General features: G+C 65.2%; 17 protein-coding genes and 4 pseudogenes. 10 read left to right on the top strand and 11 right to left on the bottom strand.

Features of this window, described 5'->3' with window-relative positions:
• Positions 1-651: 651 nt before the first annotated feature.
• Complete coding sequence (locus AC5Y46_RS15455) at positions 652-1,377, top strand: DUF305 domain-containing protein (protein ID WP_065165862.1); 726 nt, start codon at positions 652-654, stop codon at positions 1,375-1,377.
• Between the two features lie 138 nt (positions 1,378-1,515).
• On the opposite strand, the gene AC5Y46_RS15450 is transcribed toward AC5Y46_RS15455, so the two are convergent.
• On the bottom strand, positions 1,516-3,495 hold the full coding sequence (locus AC5Y46_RS15450; RefSeq protein ID WP_065165861.1) for a serine/threonine-protein kinase PknD: 1,980 nt from the start codon (positions 3,493-3,495) through the stop codon (positions 1,516-1,518).
• A gap of 17 nt (positions 3,496-3,512) precedes the next feature.
• The gene (pstS, locus tag AC5Y46_RS15445; protein ID WP_065165860.1) at positions 3,513-4,619 is read right to left on the bottom strand and encodes a phosphate ABC transporter substrate-binding protein PstS; all 1,107 of its coding nucleotides are present in this window, start codon (positions 4,617-4,619) and stop codon (positions 3,513-3,515) included.
• 109 nt (positions 4,620-4,728) lie between these two features.
• On the opposite strand from pstS, the pseudogene AC5Y46_RS15440 reads away from it, so the two are divergent.
• The 3 genes and pseudogenes from AC5Y46_RS15440 to AC5Y46_RS15430 form a co-directional block, all read left to right on the top strand.
• Positions 4,729-5,325: pseudogene (locus AC5Y46_RS15440) on the top strand (helix-turn-helix transcriptional regulator); the annotation flags it as partial.
• Positions 5,326-5,835: 510 nt separating this feature from the next.
• Positions 5,836-6,729 (top strand): alpha/beta fold hydrolase, encoded by an 894-nt coding sequence (locus AC5Y46_RS15435; protein ID WP_082994461.1) that lies wholly within the window; start codon positions 5,836-5,838, stop codon positions 6,727-6,729.
• A gap of 109 nt (positions 6,730-6,838) precedes the next feature.
• The gene (locus AC5Y46_RS15430; RefSeq protein WP_065165858.1) at positions 6,839-7,045 is read left to right on the top strand and encodes a hypothetical protein; all 207 of its coding nucleotides are present in this window, start codon (positions 6,839-6,841) and stop codon (positions 7,043-7,045) included.
• A gap of 55 nt (positions 7,046-7,100) precedes the next feature.
• Here the strand turns inward: AC5Y46_RS15430 and AC5Y46_RS15425 are convergent.
• The 9 genes and pseudogenes from AC5Y46_RS15425 to lpqS (AC5Y46_RS15385) all read right to left on the bottom strand — a co-directional run.
• Positions 7,101-7,886, bottom strand: a pseudogene (locus AC5Y46_RS15425) (alkaline phosphatase family protein); the annotation flags it as partial.
• A gap of 789 nt (positions 7,887-8,675) precedes the next feature.
• Positions 8,676-11,057 (bottom strand): annotated as a pseudogene (locus tag AC5Y46_RS15420) (PGRS repeat-containing protein); the annotation flags it as partial.
• A 15-nt stretch (positions 11,058-11,072) separates the two neighbouring features.
• Positions 11,073-11,297: pseudogene (locus AC5Y46_RS15415) on the bottom strand (PE family protein); the annotation flags it as partial.
• A 267-nt stretch (positions 11,298-11,564) separates the two neighbouring features.
• Positions 11,565-12,101 carry a four-helix bundle copper-binding protein gene (locus AC5Y46_RS15410; RefSeq protein WP_499992070.1) on the bottom strand — a complete coding sequence of 179 codons (537 nt, stop codon included), beginning with the start codon at positions 12,099-12,101 and terminating at the stop codon, positions 11,565-11,567.
• A 204-nt stretch (positions 12,102-12,305) separates the two neighbouring features.
• Entirely contained in the window at positions 12,306-12,773 is a 468-nt protein-coding gene (locus tag AC5Y46_RS15405) for a hypothetical protein (protein WP_065163266.1), read from the bottom strand.
• 383 nt (positions 12,774-13,156) lie between these two features.
• Entirely contained in the window at positions 13,157-14,668 is a 1,512-nt protein-coding gene (locus AC5Y46_RS15400) for a multicopper oxidase family protein (protein WP_499992045.1), read from the bottom strand.
• Between the two features lie 88 nt (positions 14,669-14,756).
• Positions 14,757-16,058, bottom strand: coding sequence for an MFS transporter (locus tag AC5Y46_RS15395; RefSeq protein ID WP_085087449.1), 1,302 nt, complete (start codon positions 16,056-16,058; stop codon positions 14,757-14,759).
• Positions 16,058-17,227 carry a PLP-dependent cysteine synthase family protein gene (locus AC5Y46_RS15390; RefSeq protein ID WP_133449266.1) on the bottom strand — a complete coding sequence of 390 codons (1,170 nt, stop codon included), beginning with the start codon at positions 17,225-17,227 and terminating at the stop codon, positions 16,058-16,060. The genes AC5Y46_RS15395 and AC5Y46_RS15390 overlap by 1 nt, the downstream gene beginning before the upstream one ends.
• 101 nt (positions 17,228-17,328) lie before the next feature.
• Complete coding sequence (lpqS, locus tag AC5Y46_RS15385; protein WP_253872811.1) at positions 17,329-17,844, bottom strand: putative copper homeostasis (lipo)protein LpqS; 516 nt, start codon at positions 17,842-17,844, stop codon at positions 17,329-17,331.
• Between the two features lie 354 nt (positions 17,845-18,198).
• Between lpqS (AC5Y46_RS15385) and lpqS (AC5Y46_RS15380) the strand changes: the two genes are divergently transcribed.
• The 6 genes from lpqS (AC5Y46_RS15380) (at position 18,199) to AC5Y46_RS15355 (ending at position 23,370) form a co-directional block, all read left to right on the top strand.
• Complete coding sequence (gene lpqS / locus AC5Y46_RS15380) at positions 18,199-18,648, top strand: putative copper homeostasis (lipo)protein LpqS (protein ID WP_483310453.1); 450 nt, start codon at positions 18,199-18,201, stop codon at positions 18,646-18,648.
• Between the two features lie 404 nt (positions 18,649-19,052).
• Positions 19,053-19,352, top strand: a complete 300-nt coding sequence (locus tag AC5Y46_RS15375) for a PE family protein (RefSeq protein WP_065139390.1) — start codon at positions 19,053-19,055, stop codon at positions 19,350-19,352.
• Between the two features lie 28 nt (positions 19,353-19,380).
• Positions 19,381-20,532: a PPE family protein gene (locus AC5Y46_RS15370; protein ID WP_155769012.1), complete on the top strand. Its 1,152-nt coding sequence runs from the start codon at positions 19,381-19,383 to the stop codon at positions 20,530-20,532.
• Between the two features lie 97 nt (positions 20,533-20,629).
• Complete coding sequence (gene lpqS, locus AC5Y46_RS15365; RefSeq protein WP_499992041.1) at positions 20,630-21,130, top strand: putative copper homeostasis (lipo)protein LpqS; 501 nt, start codon at positions 20,630-20,632, stop codon at positions 21,128-21,130.
• 199 nt (positions 21,131-21,329) lie between these two features.
• A complete protein-coding gene (locus AC5Y46_RS15360) occupies positions 21,330-22,427 on the top strand; it encodes a PLP-dependent cysteine synthase family protein (protein WP_065139422.1) in 1,098 nt (365 codons plus the stop codon).
• Between the two features lie 214 nt (positions 22,428-22,641).
• Positions 22,642-23,370 carry a YoaK family protein gene (locus AC5Y46_RS15355; RefSeq protein WP_081283275.1) on the top strand — a complete coding sequence of 243 codons (729 nt, stop codon included), beginning with the start codon at positions 22,642-22,644 and terminating at the stop codon, positions 23,368-23,370.
• Positions 23,371-23,415 lie beyond the last annotated feature (45 nt).

Raw genomic sequence — 23,415 nt, 5'->3', positions numbered from 1 at the left:
CTTTGCGGGTGGCGCCTGGGTATGAAGCCAAAGATGGCGATTGCTGCGGTGCCGTTGCAACACAACGAGCTTGGCGCGGGGTGACGAGGTTGGCGCTGCTGACGCTGCGGCACAACGGGCACCGTCCACAACTGATCCCTGGTACTCCGGGGCTCATCAAAACCCCGTCTGGGGTCCGAACGGGGACTGCAATTGGCGCCACGACTCTTTCAACCCCCGTTGCCAGACATGGTGTATCGGGTCCGGCGGCGGAGGACACGGCGGTGGTGGCGGGAGACGCTGGGACGGCGGTGACGGATCGATTCTCATCACCGCTCCCGAAGGACCCACCACCGGCGCGATTCGGCGAGCAAAATAACCTGTGCCGCAACCAAGTTCGAGTACCCTTTGGATCCGACCGCGCGCCGGACGCTGCGACGAGGCAGTCCCAAATACGGGCTCGCTGGCCGAAATACGGGGGCTCGGAAAACATCTCGTAGGCCCTTGGCGAAACACCATCGGAACGCGGACCGCTCCGACGCGCAGTTTCGGTACCTGATTGCATTCAGACCTCCTTCGCCGCGGGGGCCGCCTGCAGCGCCTGCTACCGTCTACCCGTATTAGGTATATGGAATCGACTCCGCTGTTGATTATCGAAAGGAAGTCATCCTGATGGTGCAACGATCGTTGACCGCCTCTGCAGCTGCTGTCATGGCGCTACTGACCTTGACCGCATGCGGCAGCTCCGGCAACCAGGCCGGATCCAGTGCCACGACGGCCGGATCGTCGAGTGTGTCGGGTTCGCCGGCGGGTTCGCAGGCGCATAACGATCAAGACGTCATGTTCGCCCAGCACATGATTCCCCACCATCAGCAAGCCATCCAGATGAGCGACGTCATTCTTGGAAAGCAGGGCATCGATCCTCGCGTGATCGACCTGGCCAACCAGATCAAGGCGGCGCAGGGACCGGAAATTCAACAGCTGCAGACGTGGCTCAACCAGTGGGGACAGCCGGCGACCCCGGGTGGCATGTCGCCCTCGTCGACGATGCCCGGCATGCCCGGGATGCCGAGTCAAAGCGGGATGCCCGGCATGCCGAGTCAAAGCGGGATGCCCGGCATGCCGAGCCACAGCGGCATGCCCGGCATGCCCGGGATGGGCGGAATGGACGGAATGATGTCCGAGCAAGACATGCAGGCTCTGCGAGACGCGCAAGGTGTCGACGCCAGCAAGTTGTTCCTTAACCAAATGATTCAGCATCATCAGGGCGCAATCAGCATGGCTCAGCACGAAATCCAGTCCGGTCAGTATTCTGCTGCTACTGCGATGGCGCAGTCGATCGTCAACACGCAGCAGAAGGAGATCACGACAATGCAGACGATTCTGGGCTCGCTGTAGCGAGCGTTGTTGTGATTGCGGCGTTCACCTCGTGGTGCCGGCTCAGGGATTCGGCAAGGGTCGTTTCCATCGGATCAGTTCGCACCGGACCGGCGAACGTCCGTTAGGCGATCTTGCAGCGGATTGCAGGAACTCCGGCTAACCCGTTGCCAGCTGCACCACTCTGCCGTTGCCGTTGTCGGCGACGAACACCTTCTTGTGGGAGGCGTCGACCGCCACGCCCACGGGATGGCCGCCGGTGAACGGCAGTGTCGTCGGGGTGCTCGATCCGGTATCCAGCTTGACGACCTTGCCCGTCTCGTGGTCGGTGACGTAGACGGCGCCGGCGGTGTCTACCGCGATACCCGAGGGCACGGCAAGTCCGGTGAAGGGCAATTCCGTCGGAGTGCTCGACCCGGAGTTGAGCTTCAGCACTCTGTCATTGTCCGAGTCGGTGACATAAACGGTGCCCGAGGGGTCTACGGCAACACCATCTGGATGGTTTAGGCCGGTGAACGGCAGGTCAGCCTGAGTGTTGGATTTGGCGTCCAGTTTCACCACCCGGTTGTTGCCGCGGTCTGCGACATAGATGTTGCCGGCGGCATCGACCCCCACGCCCTGCGGGTATGTGAGGCCGGTAAACGGCAGCACCGTCTGGGTATTGGATCCGGCCGCCAGCTTGACCACCCTGTTGTTGAAGTCGGCGACGTACACGGTGCCGTTGGCGTCTACCGCCAGCCCCTGCGGTTGGTAGAGGCCGGTGAATGGCAGCACGGTCGGGGTGGACGATCCTTCAGCCAATTTCACCACCCGCCCGTACATGCCTTGGCTGGTGACATACACGCTGCCGGTATTGTCCAGCGCCACCCCGCCTGGCGAGAGAGAAAAGCCGATCCCGGTGAACGGCAACACTGTCTGTCCGGGCGCCGATGCCGCTGGTTGCGGTTTCGGCCTGAGCAGATGTCCGGCGATGATGACGGCGACAAGCACCACTAGTGCGGCGGCGCCGATCAGGACCCGCATGCGTCTGCGTCGAGGCTTCGCCCGTGCCCCGGATGTCAAGGCCGGCTCCGGTGGGCCCGTAGGGCTGAGTAAGGGTGGGACATTGGGTCGGCCGCGCCAGCTGGCGGTGTCGGCCGGTGGCGGTGTCCACCCGCTCTGGGTAGCGGGCGAACTTGACATTGCTGACCACGGCCTGGCCTGGGTGACGGAGTCGGCGGTGGCTGGGCCGGTACCGCTCGACAGGATATTTCGCTCGCCGCGCTGCGCAATCGCGGCCGCCTGGTTCTGCTCGCCTGTGGTCAGTGCGTCGTGGGCAGCGGCGGCCAGTTCACCGGCGCTGCGAAAACGTTCCGCGGGGTTTTTGGCCATTCCTCTGGCGATCACGTGGTCGAGACCCGCCGGAACTAGGCCCGGCCGCAGTTGGCTGGGCCGCGGGGCGGGCTCCATCAGATGCGCGCTGATCACCCTCTCGATGCTGCTGCCGGGGTAAGGAGGTGACCCGGTCAAGCACTCGGCCAACACACAAGCCAGCGAATAGATGTCGGCCCGGAAGTCAACCTTGTCGCCGGCGAATCGCTCCGGAGCCATGTAGTTGTAGGTTCCCAGCGCCATCCCGGTGTGGGTCAGCCCCGGATCGGTTGCGGCACGGGCGATGCCGAAGTCGACCAAATAGGCGAAGTCGTCGACGCCGATGATGATGTTCTCCGGTTTGACGTCGCGGTGCGTGACCCTGCTGGCGTGTGCGGCGTCCAGCGCGGCGGCGACCTGTCGCACGATGGCCACCGCTCGGGCCGGTGTCAGCGGACCGTAGGCCGTCAACATGCGGCGCAAAGAGATACCGTCTATCAGCCGCATGTCCAGGTACAGGTGCCCGTCGATCTCGCCGTAATCGTGGATCGGCACCACATGCGGTTCGGTCAGCCGTCCTGCGGCGTCCGCCTCGCGCTGCATCCGCTCGCGAAACACCGGGTCGGCGGAGAATTGCTCTGAGATCAACTTCAGCGCCACCACCCGGTGTTTGCGGGTGTCCTCGGCCTCATAGACCTCGCCCATTCCGCCGCGGCCGAGTAGCCGTATCAGCCGATACGGCCCGACAAGCGAGCCTGTCCTCGGCCCGGGCTCACTGACGCCTGCCATCAAACTCCTTCATGTGATCAAGAGATAGCGTTCACCGCTGTTGCCAGCCGCGCCTGGAGCCCGCTCGGCGGTGTGATGGATCCATACTGCGCCAAGCCCTCTTGCCCCGGACCTATAATCGCCTGCATAAACGCCCTGACGGCTCTGCCCGTGGCGGACTCCGGATACTTCGAACAGACGATTTCATACGTTGGCTCTACGATCGGGTACGCGCCGGGCTGCGACGGCTTGGCGAACGATGACGTATCCAACACCAAATCATTGCCCTGACCCACGATTCTGGCTCCCGCGATCGTCTTGGCGACTGACTCGGGCGTGATCGATACGGGATCCGATCCTGCTGAGGTGATGATCTGGGCGATGTTCAGTTGTTTGCCCAGCGCGAATGACCAGGCAGTATAGGTGATCGATCCGTCGGTGGTCTGCAGGGCCGCCGTCACCCCATTGTCCCCGTCGGCGCCGGTACCGACGCCCGTTTCAAACGTCGCGCCGTCGCCTCTGCCCCAGGCGCCGTTGGAGGCGGCATTGAGGTATTGCTGGAAGTTGGCCGAGTTACCGGACTCGTCACTGCGGAAGATGACCCGGATGGGCGACGAGGGCAGGCTGGTGCCTGCATTGAGCGCCCTGATCGCCGGGTCATCCCACCTGTTGATGGTGCCGTTGAAGATCTTCGCCATCGTAGGCGCGTCCAGCTTCAGCGAACTCACGCCGCCGACGTGGTAAGTGATCGCGATCGGTTGAAACAGTGCCGGCAGCTGCCAGGCGGGGGACCCGCACCGTGCCGCCGCCTTGTTGGTTTCACCTTTGGCCGGGTCCAATGGTATGCCGGACCCGGCCAGATCCGTTTCGCCCTTGATGAACTGCGCGACGCCGGCGCCAGAGCCGTTCGCCTCGTAGTCCAGCGTGTAACCAGGGCACGCGTGGGCGAAGGCATTGACAAATTGTTGTATCGCGTTTGCTTGTGCGGTCGCGCCGCTGGCGTTGAGTTCCGCCTTCCCACCACAGTCGACTTTCGCCGATGGCCCTGACGAGGGAGCGGAGGTATTCGTGTTGCTGCCGCATCCCGACAACACCAGTGCACCAACCACCAGCAGGCCGATGGCGTCGGTTCGGGGGAATCTCACAGAACTCCTATGGACGGATGAAGGGATCAACACATCTACTTTGCCACCGTTTGCGAGCAACGCGGGCTTGGTCAACTTGAAGCCGCGGCGGCGGGCACCTACAACCTGCTCGTCGAGAGCCGGCGTCGTCCCGGCCGGTGCTTCCCACGCTCTCGATGCCGGCCCTGCTACCGGGTTGATGATCTATCTCGAGCCCACCAGCGGTTCCGGTCGCCGGCTGGCTACGCTGTTGGCTCCCGGTGCCCGTGGCGATGCGCGATCATGGTTGGCGGCCGCCAGGCGCGTTGCCAATCCGATTGAGCAACAGAACCTTTCCCCAGCGGCCAGCACGGTACTGGGACAACTATGGGGTACCGGTTCGGTATCATCGCATGCCGGCGCACCGCACTCCTGCCTTCGCGCGGCGATTGATCTTCTGCCCGACCTGCTGTGCGGGCCGTTACGACTCACCGAGGTGGCGCGTGCGGTGAACATATCGGCTGACCGGCTTGGCCGTCTGTTCGCCCGCGACGTCGGCCTGTCATTTCCTGCCTATGTGCGATGGGCGCGGCCCATCCGGACGATGGAGGTGGCCCGCAGCGGGGGCACCCTGACCACCGCGGCCCACGCCGCCGGATTCACTGACAGCTCACACGCCAACCGAGTGTTTCACGAGATGTTCGGCATCGCCCCGTCCGCCGCGTATAACGGCGTGCGCCTGCAGTGATCGAGACGCACTCGGTATGTACGTGGCCCAAACTGACGACCCCGCGCCGATGACCCTGATGCTCGCTGTCGCCGACTCAGCAGGACCTGAATCGACAGGCGATGGGCCCACCTGCGTCTGATGTTTCACAGATCAGTCAACGATGGTGGTCGTTGGCGGTGAGCAACCGCTGCGGGAGATCTCATCCGCTGTCGGCGTCACTGGCGCCGGCGGCGAGTCCCCCGTCATTGAATCACCCGGTGCTGATGTCCGAATCAGTCTGATCCGGACCCGGTGGGTCTCGCGAGTCACCGACGCGGGTGTCGTTATGCCGCAACGCATTCGCCGAGGTCGCAGGAGCACTTGGGCGGTCGGCGAGAATCGGCGCACATCACGCTCGCTGGCGTTGCGGGTGAGCCGGACCAACCGGATCATCGACAGCAGCTGCGCCAGATTAGACTGGGCGCAAGCGGTTTCTCGCTCAGCGCGGGTGCCCCGCAGCGACAAGCGGCGACGTGCCCCTGAACGAGAGTGGGAAATAGGTTGCCGACGCAAACCACCACGCCGGTCTCCCTTGGCGACCGGGTCATTCGTACACGTGTCCTTGGTCGGGGGCCCACGGTGGTCCTTGAAGCCGGCGGGGCAGGTGAAGCAACGACGGACGCGTTCGGGGGTTGGTTGGAACTGTGGGTTGCCTCCTTTGCCACCGTCTTGACCTACGACCGCGCTGGTAGTGGCGGCTCGGAAGGTCCGCCCCGACGCAGCGTTGCTGAAATGGCTGATGATCTCCATGGCGTAATCCAGCAATTACATTGCGCCACACCGGTGGTCGTGGTGGGGTGGTCGTCGGGCGGTTTGGTTGCTCAGATGTTCGCCTTACGCCATCCAGACGAAGTGGCCGGGTTGGTCTTGCTCGATCCCTCTGCGCCGGTCACTGAATCACGACTGATCGAGTTGCTGGGGATGGCCATGGCGGCCGGAGGGCTTTTCCTCGTGGGGACTGCCCAGCTGCTGAGGCTTCCCCGCACAAGCATGGGCCGACGTGTGGTGCGACATATGGCTCCCAACGATGTCACGAAGTCGAACTTGCGCTGGTTTTACCGCTATCTCGACAATCATCCTTGGGCGGGATTGCAGACGGCACGGCTTGTGCCGCGTCATGCTGGTTATCTGCGGGAAATGAAGCGAGCACTCGAACGTGTGCCGTTGCCGGACGTGCCGACGCGGATAATTGTGCCGCGGTCGCCGACCCGTCGGCGCGCTGCATACGCGAAAATGGACGCCGCCAATCGTGCTCTGGTCAAACGGTTTCCTCGAGGCGAACTAGTATTCGCCGACGGCACAAGCCACTCGTGGCTCCCAGTCGAACGCCCCGATGTCATTGTTAAGGCGATCCGTGACGTGTTGCGAGCCGGTTCACATTAGGGTCTGCCTGCGGGAAGCCGCGCGTCCCGCTTCTGCTGGCCAGGTTGTCGAGGTGCGGCAGCCGTGGATGCTGGACAATCGACTTCATCGGTAGCAGCTGACCACAGCGATGAGCGACAACATGTTCCGCACCGTCGAAGTGTGGCTGAGAAGCCGAGCTCAGGTCGACGAGAATCTGCACATGAACTGCCTCATGCTTGGCGAAGTGCGCGACGTCGAGCGGCTGACCATCGCCAACTGGGGGCGGCCCGTCTTGTTGCGTCGTGTCGCCACCCACTCCGTCCAAATCGCTGCAAGTTACCGGGGTGCTGGCTGAGACCGTTCCTTAGCATGCGCGATCAGTTATCGGTCCGCTCGGTGAGCCCACCCAGCTACGCCCAGAAATCGTTCATTGGTGCCGCATACATGTCATTGAACGTCAAAGGCGGCAATGGGACTCCCGCCGCCGGCCCCAACGCATACTCGATCGTCGACATCAGGCTGTACTGGTCGTAATTCGAGTAGGTGGTGAACTGACCGGACAGCATTCCGCCCGATGTGATGGCGCCCTGGTTGGGGATGACGATCATCGGGACGTGGTTGCCCTCGTTGCCGATGCCCAGTCCGATGTTGTTGTAGTCCTCGTCCCAGGTGATGATGATCGCGTCGCGCTGGCCGGCGGTGTTCCATGCCGTGGAGTTCTGGATCAGGGAGACCTGTTGTTGGAGGAACTGGTCGCCGGCGGCGACGTTGTACTGGTGGTTGGTGAGTTGGCTGCCGACGAAGTTGAGGACGCCCAGGGGCGAATCGACCGGGCCTTCCATGTCGTTGGCGTTGTTGGCGACGATCCAGCTGAACCGTGGGGTGGTGTTCGCGTTTTGGAGATCGATGCTCAACTGCGTCAGTGGGAGCAGGTGCTGTTGCTGGTAGGCGACGGTGTTGTTGTAGACGTAGCTGTACTGGGCAGCGGGTATCTGGAAGGTGCTGTAGTCACCCGAGGACACCAGCGCGCCCGGGTAGGGCATGCTCTGCGCGTAGTTGGCCCACGTAACACCGGCGCCGTCCATCTCTTGCATGAGGCTGGGTGCGTTGATGGAGGGTGGGTTGGGGTTGTAGGTGATGCCGAAGTCCGAGCCGCCCAGGATCCGGAAATAGGTGGGGGCGCTGGGGTGGCTGTTGGCGTAGAAGCTACCCGCCGACCCGTAGGTGCCTAGCAGGCTGTTGGTGTAGGGGGCGTTGACGCTGCCGACGATGTCGCTGAAGCCGTGGTTTTCCATGTAGATCAGGAACACATGGTCGAGTTGGCCGACGTTGGAGCTTGGCACGGTCAATGCTGCCGGGGTGAGGCCCGGAGCGCCGACGGTGAACGACAGGTTGTCGGCGTAGGCGTTGTTGTAGTGGTTCAGGACCGGGTTGCCGTCGTTGAACGTGGCGGTGACGACCGCGGAGGTGGTGCCCGCCGGGACCGTCCCAGAGACCGATCGAGGCTGTAATCCGGTGAGTCCCAGGCGATCGATGGCGCTGACCGTGGTGGTCGAGCCGGTGCCGAGGACTGCGCCACTCGAGTTCAGGAAGGTGACCTGCAGGGCGGTCGAGGATGGGTCGATGAGGGCACCGCCGAGCAGCCCGCTGAGTGTGTAGGGCGTCGTGCCGGTGTTGATCCTGGCAGCCGCGGCGCTGAGGTCGACGGTTTGTCTGATGCTGGTGGTGGCCACGGGTCCGCCGCCGGCGAAGTTGGCGCCCGCACCCGGAGGTGAGGTTTGCGGGTAGCTCAGGAAACCCGGCAGGTCCGGGAACGGGGCGGAAACTCCCAATACGTAGAGGGGTCGGAGCGTGCCGTAGGCGATGATGGTGGGGGTGCCGCTTACCGACCAGCCTGGGTAGGTTACCGAGCTGGTGCCCGACGGTGACGGGGTGGCGATTTCGAAGTTCCCGTTGACCAACAGGTTCGGGCTCATCGGCAACCCGGGAATCCCGTTGAGGCCCAGCAGTATTCCACCGGAACCGATGGTGCCGGGGCCGCCCAGCAAAGCGACAGTCGCCGCGTTGCCGCCGTTGCCGCCGTTGCCGCCGTCGCCGATCAGCCGGGCGCTGCCCCCGATTCCGCCGTTCCCGCCACCCAAACTCGGGCCACCTTCGGCGCCGGTCCCACCGGGACCGCCGTCACCGAGCAGCGCGCCGCCGACTCCGCCGTTGCCTCCGGTCCCGCCGATGCCGGAGGCGGAGAAGCCGCCGGTCCCACCGGCACCGCCGGTCCCCAGCAGGCCCGCGGTGCCGCCGAGGCCCCCCTGACCGCCAGGGATCTGCGTGAGGAGGGACGCTCCCGCCGCGCCGCCCGCACCGCCGGAACCGCCGGAACCGAGCAAGCCGGCGTTGCCTCCGCCTCCACCTTGACCCCCACCGCCGCTAGTGGCCACGGGCTGCAGCACCGACCCACCGGCCCCGCCGGAGCCGCCGGCACCGGCGAATTGTCCACCCGCGCCGCCATTTCCGCCGGGACCACCGACACCGGACAGGCTGGCACCGCCATCACCGCCGCCGCCGCCGGCACCGATCACCGAGCCGCCGAGAGTGCCGGCTCCGCCGCCGAACAGCGAACCGGCGATCCCGGACGGCCCGCCGGCTCCGCCCGCACCGCCGATGGCACCGGCTCCGCCGACCCCGCCGGTACCACCGCCGGCACCGACCAGCCCGCTCAACGCTCCACTGGCCCCGCCGGACCCGCCGGACCCGCCACGTACCCCGGGGATCGCCGAGTTGGCCATGCCGCCGGTGCCGCCGGCCCCGCCGCCGCCGAAGATCCCTCCGGTTCCGCCGGCTCCACCGCCGCCGCCGTTGCCGTCGGCGCCGACCGCACCGGCTCCGCCGCCGCCCGCGTTGCCGAAGAACAAGCCGCCGTTGCCGCCCTGGCCGCCGGACCGGCCCACACTGGTCGCGCCGAGCCCGCCGGCCCCACCGGTGCCGCCGCTGCCCAACAACGCGGCGGCGCCGCCCGGACCACCGGGTATGCCGTTGGCGCCGGATCCGCCGGCCCCGCCGTCACCGAGCAGCCATCCGCCGGGGGCGCCCGCAGCTCCTGTGCCGGCGCCGCCCGGGGCGCCGTTGCCGATCAGCGGCCGTCCGGTCAGCAACACGCTGGGCACGTTGATCACGTTGAGCGCCGCCGCCGGCAGCAACAGCCCGTTGTCGCCGGTAGCGCCGTTGGCACCCGCAGGAGTTCCGAGTCCGCCTACGCCACCCATTCCGCCGAGTCCGAGCAGCGTGGCCCTGCCGCCGGCGCCACCGGCACCACCGGCGAAGGCCGGGGCGCCCTGGGCGCCGGCCCCACCGGCTCCGCCGCTGCCCAACAGCAGGGCACCCGCGCCGCCGCTCCCGCCGGCCCCGCCGGCCCCGGCCAAGGCGAAGCCGCCGACGCCACCGGTGCCACCGAACCCGATCAGGCCCGCGTCGCCGCCGGCGCCGCCGTGGCCGCCGACCCCCGCGCCGGAGTTGCTGCCGCCGGCGCCACCGGCACCGCCCGATCCCAGCAACCAGCCGGCGTGCCCGCCGCTGCCGCCGGCCCCGCCATCTCCGGCGAAGCTGCTGCCGCCGGTTCCGCCGACGCCGCCGTTGCCGAACAGCGGACCGGCCGCACCGCCGGCACCACCGGTACCGCCACCCCCGGTGCCGCCCAGTCCGCCGGTGCCACCGCCGCCGCCTTCACCGAACAGCAGGCCGCCGACACCGCCGGCTCCGCCGGTACCCCCGGTGACCCCGGCCCCGCCGGCCCCACCGACCCCGCCGCCGGCGCCGACCAGGCCACTGAGCGGCCCTCCGGACCCGCCCGCACCGCCGACCCCGCCCGCCCCGGTCGCCGCGAAACCGCCCACACCGCCGGCACCGCCGCCGCCGAACAACCCGCCGGCCCCGCCGGCCCCGCCCGCTCCGGCGGTCCCGATGGCCGCGTAACCACCGGCTCCACCGACACCGCCGGTGCCCAACAGCCACCCACCGCGCCCGCCCGGACCGCCGGCCCCGCCGGTACCTCCGGCCCCGCCGGCACCCCCGGTACCGATCAGCCCCGCATCGCCGCCGGCGCCGCCGCCGTGACCGAAGGGAGGTCCCGCCGCACCCGATCCACCGGCGCCGCCGTCACCGATCAACCAACCGCCGGGCGCGCCGTTCGCCCCGGTCCCGGGAGCCCCGTTGGCGCCGTTGCCGATCAGCGGGCGCCCGGTCAACGCCGTGACCGGCACGTTCACCGTGTCCACCACTTCCAGCAGCGTCTGCTCCAACGTCTGCTCGAAGCCTTGCAGCGACAACACGTTGACGGCTTCAGCGGCCGCGTAGGTACCGGCGCCCGTTACCAATGCCTGCTGAAACTGCTTCTGGTACAACGCAATCTGAGTGCCCACCGACTGATACGACTGGGCGTAGCCGCCGAAAATCCGGGCAATCACCGCGGACACCTCATCGGCGGCAGCGGCCGCGATCTGCGTGGTCGACGGCGCCGCCGACGCCGTCGCTCGCCTTATCGCCTCGGCGATCCCGTTCAGATCCGCTGACGCCGCGGCCAAAGCCTCAGGTGCTGCGATAAGAAAGGTCGACATCTGCGGCTCCCATCAATCAACGGGACGACTCGAACGGGCTAACTCTATTCACACGGAATGAAGAAGTGAATAAGCACAGCGCTGTCGTGTCGCGTCCATTACAGCCCGCCGAATTTGCGTTGACACGTGGCGTTTTCCCGGTAGACCGGTCGAGCTCGTTTTAGGGTCCTGTGACCCGAGGTCGGGCTGGAAGGGGGCGACAAACCACCTGGCCCGAGCAAACGGCATTCTGCGGAGGCCATCGTGCAGCACGTTGCGCCGCGCGGATCAGTTGTCTGCTGAAGGCAAGACCAGTGAGGAAATCGCCACAGCGTTTGCAGTCGCAGCGGCCACGCTGTGCAACTCGGCGCCGCACCTACGGGCAGGGACATTGACGCCGCCAAAGAGCTGCGTGAGATTGGGGAGCAGAGCACGCGCTTGCAAGGCTGTCGGCCGAGGCCGAGCAGGAGAAGGGTTCACCGGGCGTGGCGGCGCGATGCGGTGCCCGAAACGCCTCAAACCCACCAGGGAATCGAGCACCACTACAGCACGGCCGTGACCATGGCATTGCTCACAGCTGCCCGAGCGCTGGACGGCGCTTGTGCGACTAAGCTTCAGATGTTGGTCAGGCCTCGCCCGGCACTCTTGAGCGCAGCGGCGAGATGACTCTGCGCAGGCGCGACAGTGATCGTTGTCGTGCTTGTCGCACTCGGCCGCGCACGCCTCACAAATCTCTGCGCACAACTGGCACAACTGAGCCGCCCAACGAGACCCGCGGGACACCAGCGTCACACACGCCCCGCATATCGCTGCCAGTCCAGGCATAAGCGGACGAAGTCGGCCATCTTCGTATCGTTGATGCAACAGTTCGCACATGTCGCTTGCCATGAGGAGGGGACCAGTGTGACCTGATTTTTGCCGGGGTGATGGGACCACCTGGATTGCCAGTGGGTACACCTGCGGGCTTTTCCACTGAGCCCCGAATCCGAAACAACGACCACCCTTGTGGACTCAAATCCGGGAACTCGTCTAACCGACTTTGGTCAGTGTAAATAATTGATGGTGGTCAACGATGTAGCAGTTCGGTGGGACGTGTGGGATGTCCACTTTACTGTAGGGAGTGAAGTGCACTTCCCCGTGGAGCGTAACAGGGTCCCACCACTGGACTATGCTCACCGGATGGTATCCGCCATCGAATAAAAAGTCGCCCATCACATATAAGGGACAATTCAGACCATCGGGGATAGTCCGCGAATTGACGTATTGGCCATCTATCAGTGGGGCGTCGAAACTCCCCCCTTGCGCGGTCGTCACGTGGGCGACACAGGACGGGCTGCAGGTCGTGCTGATAGTCCACGTCCCCTTACCGCCGTCGTCGTCGGCGTAGAGATAGACGCCGTCCATCGCTGGAGGTTCCGTCTTCGCCTGCGGTGCGGCTGCGCCGAGACCCACTCCGAACAGCAGCACAACAGCTGCGGCGGAGGCCTTCATTCTCATGCGTATTTCCGTTCTCTTGTTTTGCGGCTGACAATGGCTAGGTTCATGTCCCTGCTGGTCATCAGTGGTGACCCCCACTCGGCCACCAGTGGGACTTCTGACCACGTGCGCCTGCCGCGGGTCACACCGGATGAGCACATGCTGTCGAATTGCGTACAACGTCAAATCGAGGAGACGGTGAATTTGAGCAAGCTTCTGAATAATGGCGCCGTCCCGAGTAGGTTATCACGATAATGTAAGAGAGCAACCATATTTCGAGGTGCCGATTTCATGAGTGGATTTGTGAACAACGGTTTGTCCGGCACACCTAATATTTAGAACTCGTACACCGGCAATTAACTGTCAGGGGAGGCACTTACAGCGTCACGGCCTTTCCAGGTGTGTCAGGTCGAGTAAGCGGTGTAGTTGAGCATGGTCATCATGCCGGCTTCTAGGTGATAGCCATGATGACAGTGGATCATCCAGGTGCCTGGGTTATCGGCAATCAGCACAGCGTTGAGTTTCTGGTGGGGCAACACGATGACGGTGTCTTTGCGGGCGCCCAGCTGGCCGTCGGGTTTGATCACCTGGAAAGTGTGGCCGTGCAGGTGCATGGGGTGGTACATCATCGTCGAGTTGGTGAAGGCCAGGGTAGCTCGCTGGCCCTGTTTGACGGTCACCGGCGTGCTGTCCGGGTAAGGCTTCCCGTTGATCGCCCAGTCGTACTTCGCCATGGAGCCGGTGAGTTCTAGGGCCAGGTTCGCATCCGATTGCACTGACCCCAAGCTGGCGGGCGGTGGGGCGGTGAACGTGTCGACGGTACCGATTCGGCCATTGAGCTCGGGCGGCCGGAAGTTGACATCTGGTGGGCTGCCGTCCGCGGTCTTCAGCAGCGCGCGCCCGGGTGTCGCCGGTTTGCCTTCAGGCATTGCTACCAGCGGGAAGACCCCGTCGCCGGCGGTGACGACGACGTCATAGCGTTCCGCCATACCAACCAGCAAAGCGTCGGTATCGGTTGGCGCAACCGGGAAACCATCGGTGTGGGTGACCGTCATGACGTGGCCTGCCAAAGCCACGCGGAAGGCGGTGTCGGCGCCGGCGTTGATGATGCGGATGCGAATGCGCTGGCCCGGCTTAGCGTCAAAGGTGGTTGCCGCTGCCGCAACCCGTCCGTTGACCAGATAGAAGGGGTAATCGATGTCGCCGGAATCACCACCAAGTAATGCACTGCTACCCACGGCGGACATTCCGGGCATCTGCTGCTGGCTGGGCCCGTGGGCCGGCATCTGGGAGCCCTTGAGCTCATCGAAAATCTGTTGAGGATTTTTCCCGACGCCGTCGGTCCAGTCGTCGAGGACCACGATCCATTCGGCGTCGTAGCGGCCGGGGTCCGCGGGGTCGTCGATGATCACCGGCAGGTAGAGCCCGTAGTCGGTCTGCATTCCGACGTGTGGGTGGGCCCAGTAGGTGCCGGGGTGCGGTGAGGAGAACCGGTAGGTGAAGTCACTGTTGGCGCCGATATTGGGGGTGGAAGGGAAGACACCGTCCATGTCGTTACGCAGCGCGATGCCGTGCCAGTGCACCGAAGTGGCGTCGCCGAGCCGGTTTCTGACCGTGACGGCCAGTTCGTCGCCGACGTTGGCGCGGATCAGCGGGCCGGGCAAGGCGTCGCCATAGGCCAGTGTTCTCGCGACCGGACCGCCGAGGTCTAGGGACGCCGGTTGGGCGGTAAGGGTGGCGGTGACGGTCCGTCCCGTGTGTGGTCGGGCTTTTTCCGCGGCGTCAATGGCCTGCTGCAGGTTGGGTGCACGATCGCTTCGCCCGCATGACCCGAGCGCAAGCCCGGCCGCGCCGGCGATTGAAGCGGTGACGAACGTGCGCCGATTGAGTGAGATGTGATTCCGCACTGCCTGCACTACCATCCTTCGTCAGTCGGTTGCCGCGGGCGCTGCCGCGGGTTAATTCGTGGCTACTGACCCCGCGGTGTGGCGAGGCGTCGTGCTCTCAGGATCGTCCCCGCTGAACTTCAGGGGATTGCCCAGCGCCGGTTGATCCGGTGGGGCAGTGTTGAGTAGCGCGCGGCTGCAGGTGCTGGTGGCGGTCAAGGACGCGCAGAGCCAAAGCCGCGAAGACACCGATGATGAACAGCCCGGCCCATACCAATTCGTCGGCTCCGGCCTGCCGCGCTGCGCCCATTGCCCAACCGGTAGCCAGGTTGCCGGCGAGGATTCCCACTCCGACGATCGTGTTGTAAAAGCCGTAATGCGTAGCCACGAGCCGGCCTCCGGCCAGAGCCATGACAGTGTCCATTTCGAACGGGAAGACCGCGGCCGAGCCGACGGCCAGCATGGCGGCTGTCGCCAGCAGCGCGGCGGCAGCCGCGACGATCCCGAGTCGAGAGCCGTCGGGGACGGCTATCAGCGGCAAGAACGAGGCCGCCAGGACACCCAACCCGATGGCCAGGCTGCGCCCCGGGCCCCACCGCGCGGCGAACCAACGGGTGATGCGCAGCTGTCCGGCGACCGCCACCAGACCTGAAACAACGAAGATCGCCGCCACCAGTAGCGTTTGGTAGCGCTTGGTCAACTGCGCCGCCTGCAGCGGCAGGGCGAGGTAGACCTGGAAGGACAACACGTAGGAGCCGATCATCGCCGCCGCGAACAGCAGGAAGGAACGGTTCCCGAGGACCACTCGCCAGTCATCGAGTATCGATGTTTTCTCCGGCGCCGGATCGGCGCTGTGCTGCGGCAGCGCCAGCAACTGCGCGACCGTCAGTACCGCAAAGACCACCGCCGCGCCTGCTGCGGTGATGCGGAAGTCGATGGCTACCAGCATGACTCCGACCAGCGGGCCCAGCAGAATCCCAGCCTGATAGAAGATGTTGAACACCGCGAATGCTTCCACACGGCGCTCACGTGAATCGGCGGCCAGGTACGCGCGCACCGCGGGGTTGAACAACGCTCCGGCGAAGCCGGTGGCAGCGGAGGCGATCAACACGACCGGTAATGAGTGAGCGAAGATCAGCAACGCGAAGCCGCCCGTTCGAAGCAGGCAGCCGGCCACGATCAACGGTTTGTAGCCGATCCGGTCTGCCAGCGTGCCGCCGACAATGAACATGCCCTGTTGGGAGAAGTTGCGGACACCCAAAACCAGCCCAACAGCCCACCCCGCCAGCCCGAGTGGGCCGGCGAGGTAGGCAGCCAGGTACGGCATCAACATGTAGAAACCGAGGTTGATGCCGAACTGGTTGATCATCAGCATCCGGCTGGGCCGGTCGAAGCTGCGAAATTGCGTCAGCAATTCCATTACTGCATCGCTCCGGTGGGATCCACGACGGTGGCGCACCGGGTCCAGGACTGCACGACCAGCTCGTCGGGGTGGGCGATGACGGCTGGCCCTTCGGGGGGAAGGTGGTCGAGCAGGCCGTGCTCGCGGCAGTAGTCGTCGTTGTAGATGGTGTCGAAATAGCGTTGCGGACCGTCGGGAAAGACCGCGGCGATGGTGGTCCCGGCGGGCATGGTCCGCGCGGCCCACCCGGCCACCAGGCCGACGGCACCCACGCTCCAGCCGCCGCTGGCGTGGTGGGTGGCCGCCAGCGCGCGCGCGGCCCAGACCGCCTCGGCGGGTGCCACCCAGTGCACCTCGTCAAACGCCGCATAGTCGACGTTGCGAGGGTAGATGCTCGATCCCAGACCGCGCATCAACCGGGTGGCCGCGGGTTGACCGAAGATCGTCGAGCCCACGGTGTCCACCCCGATCACCTTCAGATCCGAGTTCGCCTCGCGCAGCACCCGTGCCACTCCCGCCGAGTGCCCGCCGGTGCCCACCGAGCACACCAACACATCGATGCGACCAAGCTGGTCGAGCAGCTCCAGGGCCAGCGGACGGTAGGCGTCCACGTTCTCGGGGTTGTTGTACTGGTTGGGGCACCACGCGTCGGGGTCAGCGGCCAGCAGCTGTGCAATGCGGTCCTTGCGGGCCTGTTGCCATCCGCCGACCGGGTGGGGCTCGGTGACCAGGTCGACCTCGGCGCCGTAGGCGCGCAACATGTTCTGCACGATGGGCTCCATGCCTGGGTCGGTGACCACCGTGACCGGGTGCCGGTACACCATGCCGGCCAGCGCCAGCCCCAGGCCCAGGGATCCGCTGGTGGATTCCACGATGCGGGCCCCCGGACGCAGTTCACCGCGGGCCCGGGCGCGTTCAACCATGTGCACTGCGGGCCGGTCCTTCATGCTGCCGCCGGGATTGAAGCCTTCCAATTTGGCCCAGAAGCCGCGGTCTGCGGCAGTTAGCGGTTCTGAGATCAGCAGTACCGGGGTGTTGCCCACCAGCCCGGCCGGCTGACGGTGGCTTCCCGGCACGGGCGGGCATTGTGCGGGGCTGAGAGGCCGGTCCACCAACGTCAGCGACCGGGAACTGCAGGGCAGACGGGATTCCAGAGAGTTCGAGGAACGAGCAGAGTTGTTGTTCATGCGATCGTCGCTTTCTAGCAAGAGGCCGCTGGCGCAGCCAGTGACAAGGGAAGCGGCCACCGGCCGTCGTGACAGTGCACAGACGACCTGGCGCTACCCAGTCAGCGACGAGAAGAGCACAACCGCGTCAGAAGTTCTTGACCGGTCAAAATGCGAGCGATACCACGCGGCGGACCACGACCGCCCAAGATCACGTGCCGCCCGAACAACCCCACCGCGCCGATCACCGCTACCACCACGCTCAGAGCAGCCACGGTGGTGACCGGCGCGTTAGGCAGCACGGCGGACATGAACGCCTCGTGATGGACAACCGATGGAGTTCCGATGTGCGCGTGATTGCTGCTGATTGTGAATTCGCTACCCAGCGAACTCACCAGAACATGAGCGGGATGGGGTGCAGCAGGCTCATGCCGCACCTCGGCGTGTCCGAGAAGAAGGATCCACACCGCGACCGCGGCAACTGCAGCAGCCAATGCCGCGGTGAATTGCCACCACGGCCGCGGGCATGCGTTTGATCCGCTCACAGTACTTACAGCGTACCAACGGGATCGGGGTTGCGTCGACGACAGGCGGCCATGCTGGGACATCACGTCCGCCCCCACCGTTTCGTACCCCATACCCCCTGAGGGTACAGGTGAGTGGGGTGGGCGGCAAGGGGCGACAAGGTCACAAAAAGGTTGTCGAACATCGTCTGGCGCATCGACAGGCCCAGGTGTATTACTAATGATTATCATTGTCATTAACGTGCGGGGCGGTGCCCTCAGCAGTTAGAGGAGCGATGCCGATGGCGCTGCAGTTGCCGCTACAGTCAGTGATCACGGCCGTCGGCGCTGGCAGGGAGCCCACCCCGGTGCGGGACTGCGAGGTGCAATCGGCGGGGACCCGTGTTGGTGAGCTCAAAGACTCGTTTCACCTCCAAATGGGTGAACATGTCGTGATTCCGGCCGCTGTATCGTGTACCCTCGGTGGGTATGAGAAGCATCCGATTGTGGTCGGATGATCGACGTGTAGAAACAAGCAGAGCGCCCCGATTGCGCTTTGCCGTAGTCGTCGCGGCTGCAGTCGCAGCATTGGCCATCATCGGTCACTGCGTGCCGGCGCGCGCCGCTGCTCTGCCATCTTCGCCGCCGGAACAACTTTCAGTGGCCTCGCTTCCTCTTGCGGTCCATGCCAGCGCTGATCAGCCGCAGCTTGCGCAGGAGCGGCCAATCTGTAAAGCCTCGAAGGTGTTAGCAATTGATGGGATACCCGCCGCGGTGATGACCGCGCTGGTCGTCCTCGGCCTGGGCTTGGCGGCGCTGGCGGGTATGGGCTGGCTGACGCAGCTTGTGGCACCGGCCGGACGGAGCCCTCCGCAACCACGCGTTGCCATCTTGTCCGGTCGAGATCTTCTGACTCGGTTCTGCTTAGCTCGTCGCTGACTGGTCAGCGTCAAGCCCTGGTGCTGTGCTGCACCCGGCTGGTGACGTCTGTTCCTGTCGATTTTCGCGCGGTAGTCGCGCCCTGATCTAAAGCCGACTGATGTGATGCATTCACTATTTGATGAATTATACAAATACTCTGCCGCGCCCGGGTTGCTGAGTTGCTCGCGGCCGAGGGAAGCACGGCGCCGTGAGCCTGCCCGCCGAGGCCGATTCGTTCGTACGTTAGCCGAGGCTCGCGGACGGCGGTCGCTGTCCACAGGGATGTTGCAGGTCCCCGATCGCCGGGAAACGAACTTCGGCGGCACCGCCGATCTTTCCAAGGCGCCGACATGGTCCCTCCGCCGCCTTGGCACGGGAACACATTTCGGTAGCGGAGCCGCATTCTTTCAAGGAGAGCAAACATGTCGTATCTGACAACGCATCCGGAATCACTGGCGTCGGCGGCCGGTGATCTGCAAACGATCGGCGCGGCGATGGATGACCGAACGGCGGCGGTCGCGGTCCCGACGGCCGCAGTGGTGCCGGCCGCCGCTGACGAAGTGTCTGCGTTGACCGCGGCCCAGTTCGCCGCGCACGCGCAGTTGTACCAAGCAGTGGCTGCCCAGGCCACAGCAATTCACGACCAGTTCGTTGCCGCCTTGGCGACTAGCGCTGGGTCCTATGCCGTCACCGAGGCCGCCAATGCGGCCGCGACCGGCTAACGCGCGTCATAGCTGAAGGGGTATGCGAATGGATTTCGGGGCACTTCCACCGGAGATCAATTCGGCCAGGATGTATTTGGGTCCCGGTTCCGGACCGATGCTGGCCGCCGCGGCCGGCTGGGATGAGCTGGCCGTTGAAATGAGTTCAGCCGCAACGTCTTACGCCGCGGTAATCGCCCGGATGACGGCCTTGTCCTGGTACGGCCCGGCGGCGACCTGGATGGCGTCGGCAGCTGCGCCGTATGTGATGTGGATGACAACGACCGCAACCGCAGCGGAGCAGGCGGCCGACCAGGCCCGCGCCGCAGCCGCCGCATTTGAGGCGGCGTTCGTGCAGACCGTGCCACCACCGGTGATCGTGGCCAATCGCAGCTTGTTGATGAGCCTGATCGCGACGAACATCTTCGGGCAGAACACGCCGGCGATCGCGGCCACCGAGGCCCAGTACGCGCAGATGTGGGCCCAAGATGCGATGGCCATGTACGGATACGCCGGCTCGTCAGCGGCCGCGTCGACGTTGACGCCTTTCGCGCCGCCCCAGCAAGTCGCCAATCCGAGCGGGTTGGCTGCGCAGGGCGCCGCTGTCGCCCAGGCCACGGGCGGTTCGGTGGCAACCGACACCCAGGCCGTCCTCACACAGCTGACATCGTCCGTACCCACCGCGTTGCAGCAACTTGCTTCGCCCCTGTCGTCGGGTTCGGTGTCCTCGATGCTGAGTGCGATAAACCCGGAGCTGTCAACGATAAGTTCAACCGCGTGGATCGCCAGTGCCGGCCTGTCGACCGGGGAGAAGCTCAAGGGCCTGCTGCCGGCGGCCACCAGCGCACTCGCACCAGCCGTTGCCGAAGGGTTGGCCACCGGGCCGCTCGGATCCGGGTTGGCCGGTCTGGCAGGCTTCGGCGGTGCCGGCACGGTATCGGCGGGTATGGGGCAAGCCGGATTGGTCGGGTCGTTGTCGGCACCGCAGAGTTGGACAGCTTCTGTGCCGGCCAAGGCGGCTGCTGCGCTGACTGGCACCAACCTCGGCGCCGCTCCGGCCGCCAACTCCGGTGTCCCGAGCAGCATGTTAGGTGGACTCCCGTTGGCGGCGGCAGGAGAGCGCGGCGCAGCCGGGATGGTCCCCGATCCCCGGTTCCTGGAGCGCCCACCAATGGTGCCTCGGTGGTCAAACCTGGTTTAGGGAGAGTAGGCCACCACGAAGGGCCGCCAGAAACCACGGTTGCGTAGGCCTGGGGCGCCGTACAACGGCGCCCACGCAGACCTGTGTCCAACGCCCGATGAATCGGCGAAACGTTATCGCGCCCGGTTGCTGGAACAACATCCGACGCCTACCCTCTAGGGGTATGAGGTCTGTGCGAGAACGGACGGCTTCGTCTCCACGCACCTCGCCGCTGACACGGCGGTCGACGACCGCGGTCGCCACAGCCGCGTTCTTGCTTGTGCTGCTAGGGCATTCGGCACTGCTGCATTCGGAGACCGGCCACCCCCACCGCTCCCACGCGCTGTTATCCAGCGTGGGCGCGGAATTCGCGATCAATGTCGATCACCCCCATCTTGTCAACGGAGCGTTGACCGCTTGTCATGACGTCTCGGTGTCCGCGGTGTTGCCGCGAACCCCAACCATTTTGGTGGAAATCGGCGTGGCCGCAGCAATGGTCGCGATTGTCGCCGGAGTGTCCTGTGACGCCGCGACGTCGGGGCGGAGCCCACCGAATGCAGCACCGCCCGCCCTCACCGGTCGAGATCTCTTGACGCGGTTCTGCCTGATTCGTAGCTGATCGATCAGCTTCAGGTCGTGGTGTCATTGCGCACGGCGGCCGGTGCTCGCTGACCGGTGTTCGATGTCGCAATTCTGCGGCGCATTTGCGAAAGCGACGATCAATGAAGGATTCTTTGTCCCTAGCACACTCTGAGCGCTGCAGTACGCTCACTGAAACTGCCGAACTGCACTGCACTTGTGACGCGGCCGATCCGGGCATCGGAGGCCATCTTAATTCTGCGGCTGCCTCGGCCTGTTCAGCTGGTAGGTATCGCGAAGCCGCTAGTTTAGTGGGCAATACCCCGGTGCTGTGGATCTCGGACGCACTTGCGGCCGAGGGACGAGGGTTCTGGGCCAAGCTTGAGGGCACCAATCCCGGCGGAATGAAAGATCGGCCCGCCTTGCACATGGTTCAACGCGCTCGGGCTCGCGGCGAACTACAACCAAACGCACAGATTGTCGAATCCACCAGCGGCACGCTTGGATTGGGTCTGGCATTGGCCGGGCAGGTATACGGCCATCCCGTGACTTTGGTTACTGATCCCGGCATGGAGCCCATCGTGCAACAGATGCTGGCCGCGTACGGGGTGCGCATCGAGATCGTCGCCGAGCCGCATCCGCGCGGGGGATGGCAGCAGACCCGCGAAGCCCGCGTGGCGCAACTGCTGGCCGCAGATCCGCGCGCGTGGAATCCCGATCATTACAACAATCCTGACAACGTAGGCAGCTACGAGTCGCTGGCGCTTGAACTGCTGAATCAGGTTGGAAGCGTTGATGTCCTGGTGTGTTCGGTGGGCACCGGAGGCCACTCGGCCGGTGTGACGCGTGTGCTGCGCGAAGCTAACCCCGACCTGAAGTTGATCGGGGTTGACACCATCGGCTCGACGATCTTCGGGCAGCCGGCCGCCGCCACACGGTTGATGCGCGGTTTAGGGTCGAGTATCTATCCCCGCAACGTCGACTATGCCGCGTTCGCCGAGGCGCATTGGGTAGCCCCGGCTGAAGCCGTGTGGGCATGTCGGACGCTGGCAAGTACGTACTTCATCAGCGGAGGGTGGAGTGTCGGTGCGGTGGCGTTGGTCGCCGGTTGGGCTGCTCGCGCCTACCGTCCCGGTACGACGATAGTCGCCATCTTTCCCGATGGTCCCTTGCGCTACTTCGACACCATCTATAGCGACGATTTTTGCCGCGGCCACGATTTGCTCCTCGCAGCCCGCCCGCGTGAGCCCGCAGTCATCACTGACCCAACCGACCAGGTTGTGCAGTCGTGGACGCGGTGCACGACCGTACGCGATCCAACCCTGTCAAGGCAGTGAGCATTTTCCGGTGTGCACGTCTTCACCCCGGAGGGTCGGTGTCAGCGGAAACCTCAAGGTCGCAGCTACGTTGCGGCAGTTCCGTTGTCCCCCAAGTCCGCAGGGACAAACGGTATGGCGCGATGCTGGCCGTGGACACCGCAGCATCCTCGATCTGCTATGCGACCTTCGACGTTGATCAACGAGCCGCAACGACCACGGAAGGGGAGGCTCGATGCCGCCTTTGGAACGCCCGCAGAGACCGGACCCGCGCACAATCCTGCTCCTCTACAGCGGACTGCTGGCCGCAGTCGCCGGTTGGGTCAACTCGGTGGCCCTCCTGGTGTGGGTATATCCGGTGGGCAACCTCACGGCGCTGACCACCAAAATCGGCCAGCACACTACTAATTCACTACTGCATCCGGGTGGCATGATCGCGGCGATCGTCGCCGGATTTCTGATCGGCGTTCTGGGAGCCGGTTCTCTGCTTGCTCCCGCGCAAAGCCCTACTGGCCCGCGCCACGCCGCGGTGCTTCTGGGAGAAGCAGCTCTGCTGTTGGCTGCCGCCGGTATCGAACACCCGTTGATCAGAGCGCCGCTGGCCGCCGCGGCGTGCGGATTGCAGAATGGAATGACTTCCAGTTTCCCGGGGATGCCCATCCGCACCACTCACTTCACCGGCACGATCACCGACCTCGGCCTGCTGGTGGCGCGTAGTCACCGCCACGGAATCGACCGCTGGAAAGCCGCGCTGCTGAGTTCGACGGTCCTGCTATTCATCGGTGGCGCCGCCGGCGGCGTGATCCTCGGCGGCCGGATCGGCGACCACGCACTAATCCCGGCGGCCATCACGTGCGGGGGTCTCGCTATCGCACACGTGTTGCGTTTTCGCTGGCATCGCTCGCTCGCTGTCGACACGGCACCCGCGCTCGAACCCGGCCAAAACGGGGACGCACCGTCATAAGCCGACGTCATCAACGCGCTTGCCCGCGGGTCGAATGCAGTGACT

It is taken from the genome of Mycobacterium sp. NGS59 (genome assembly GCF_059812345.1).
The sequence above is the reverse complement of the archived record's forward strand: the minus strand, read 5'-3'. Positions and strand labels throughout refer to the sequence as shown.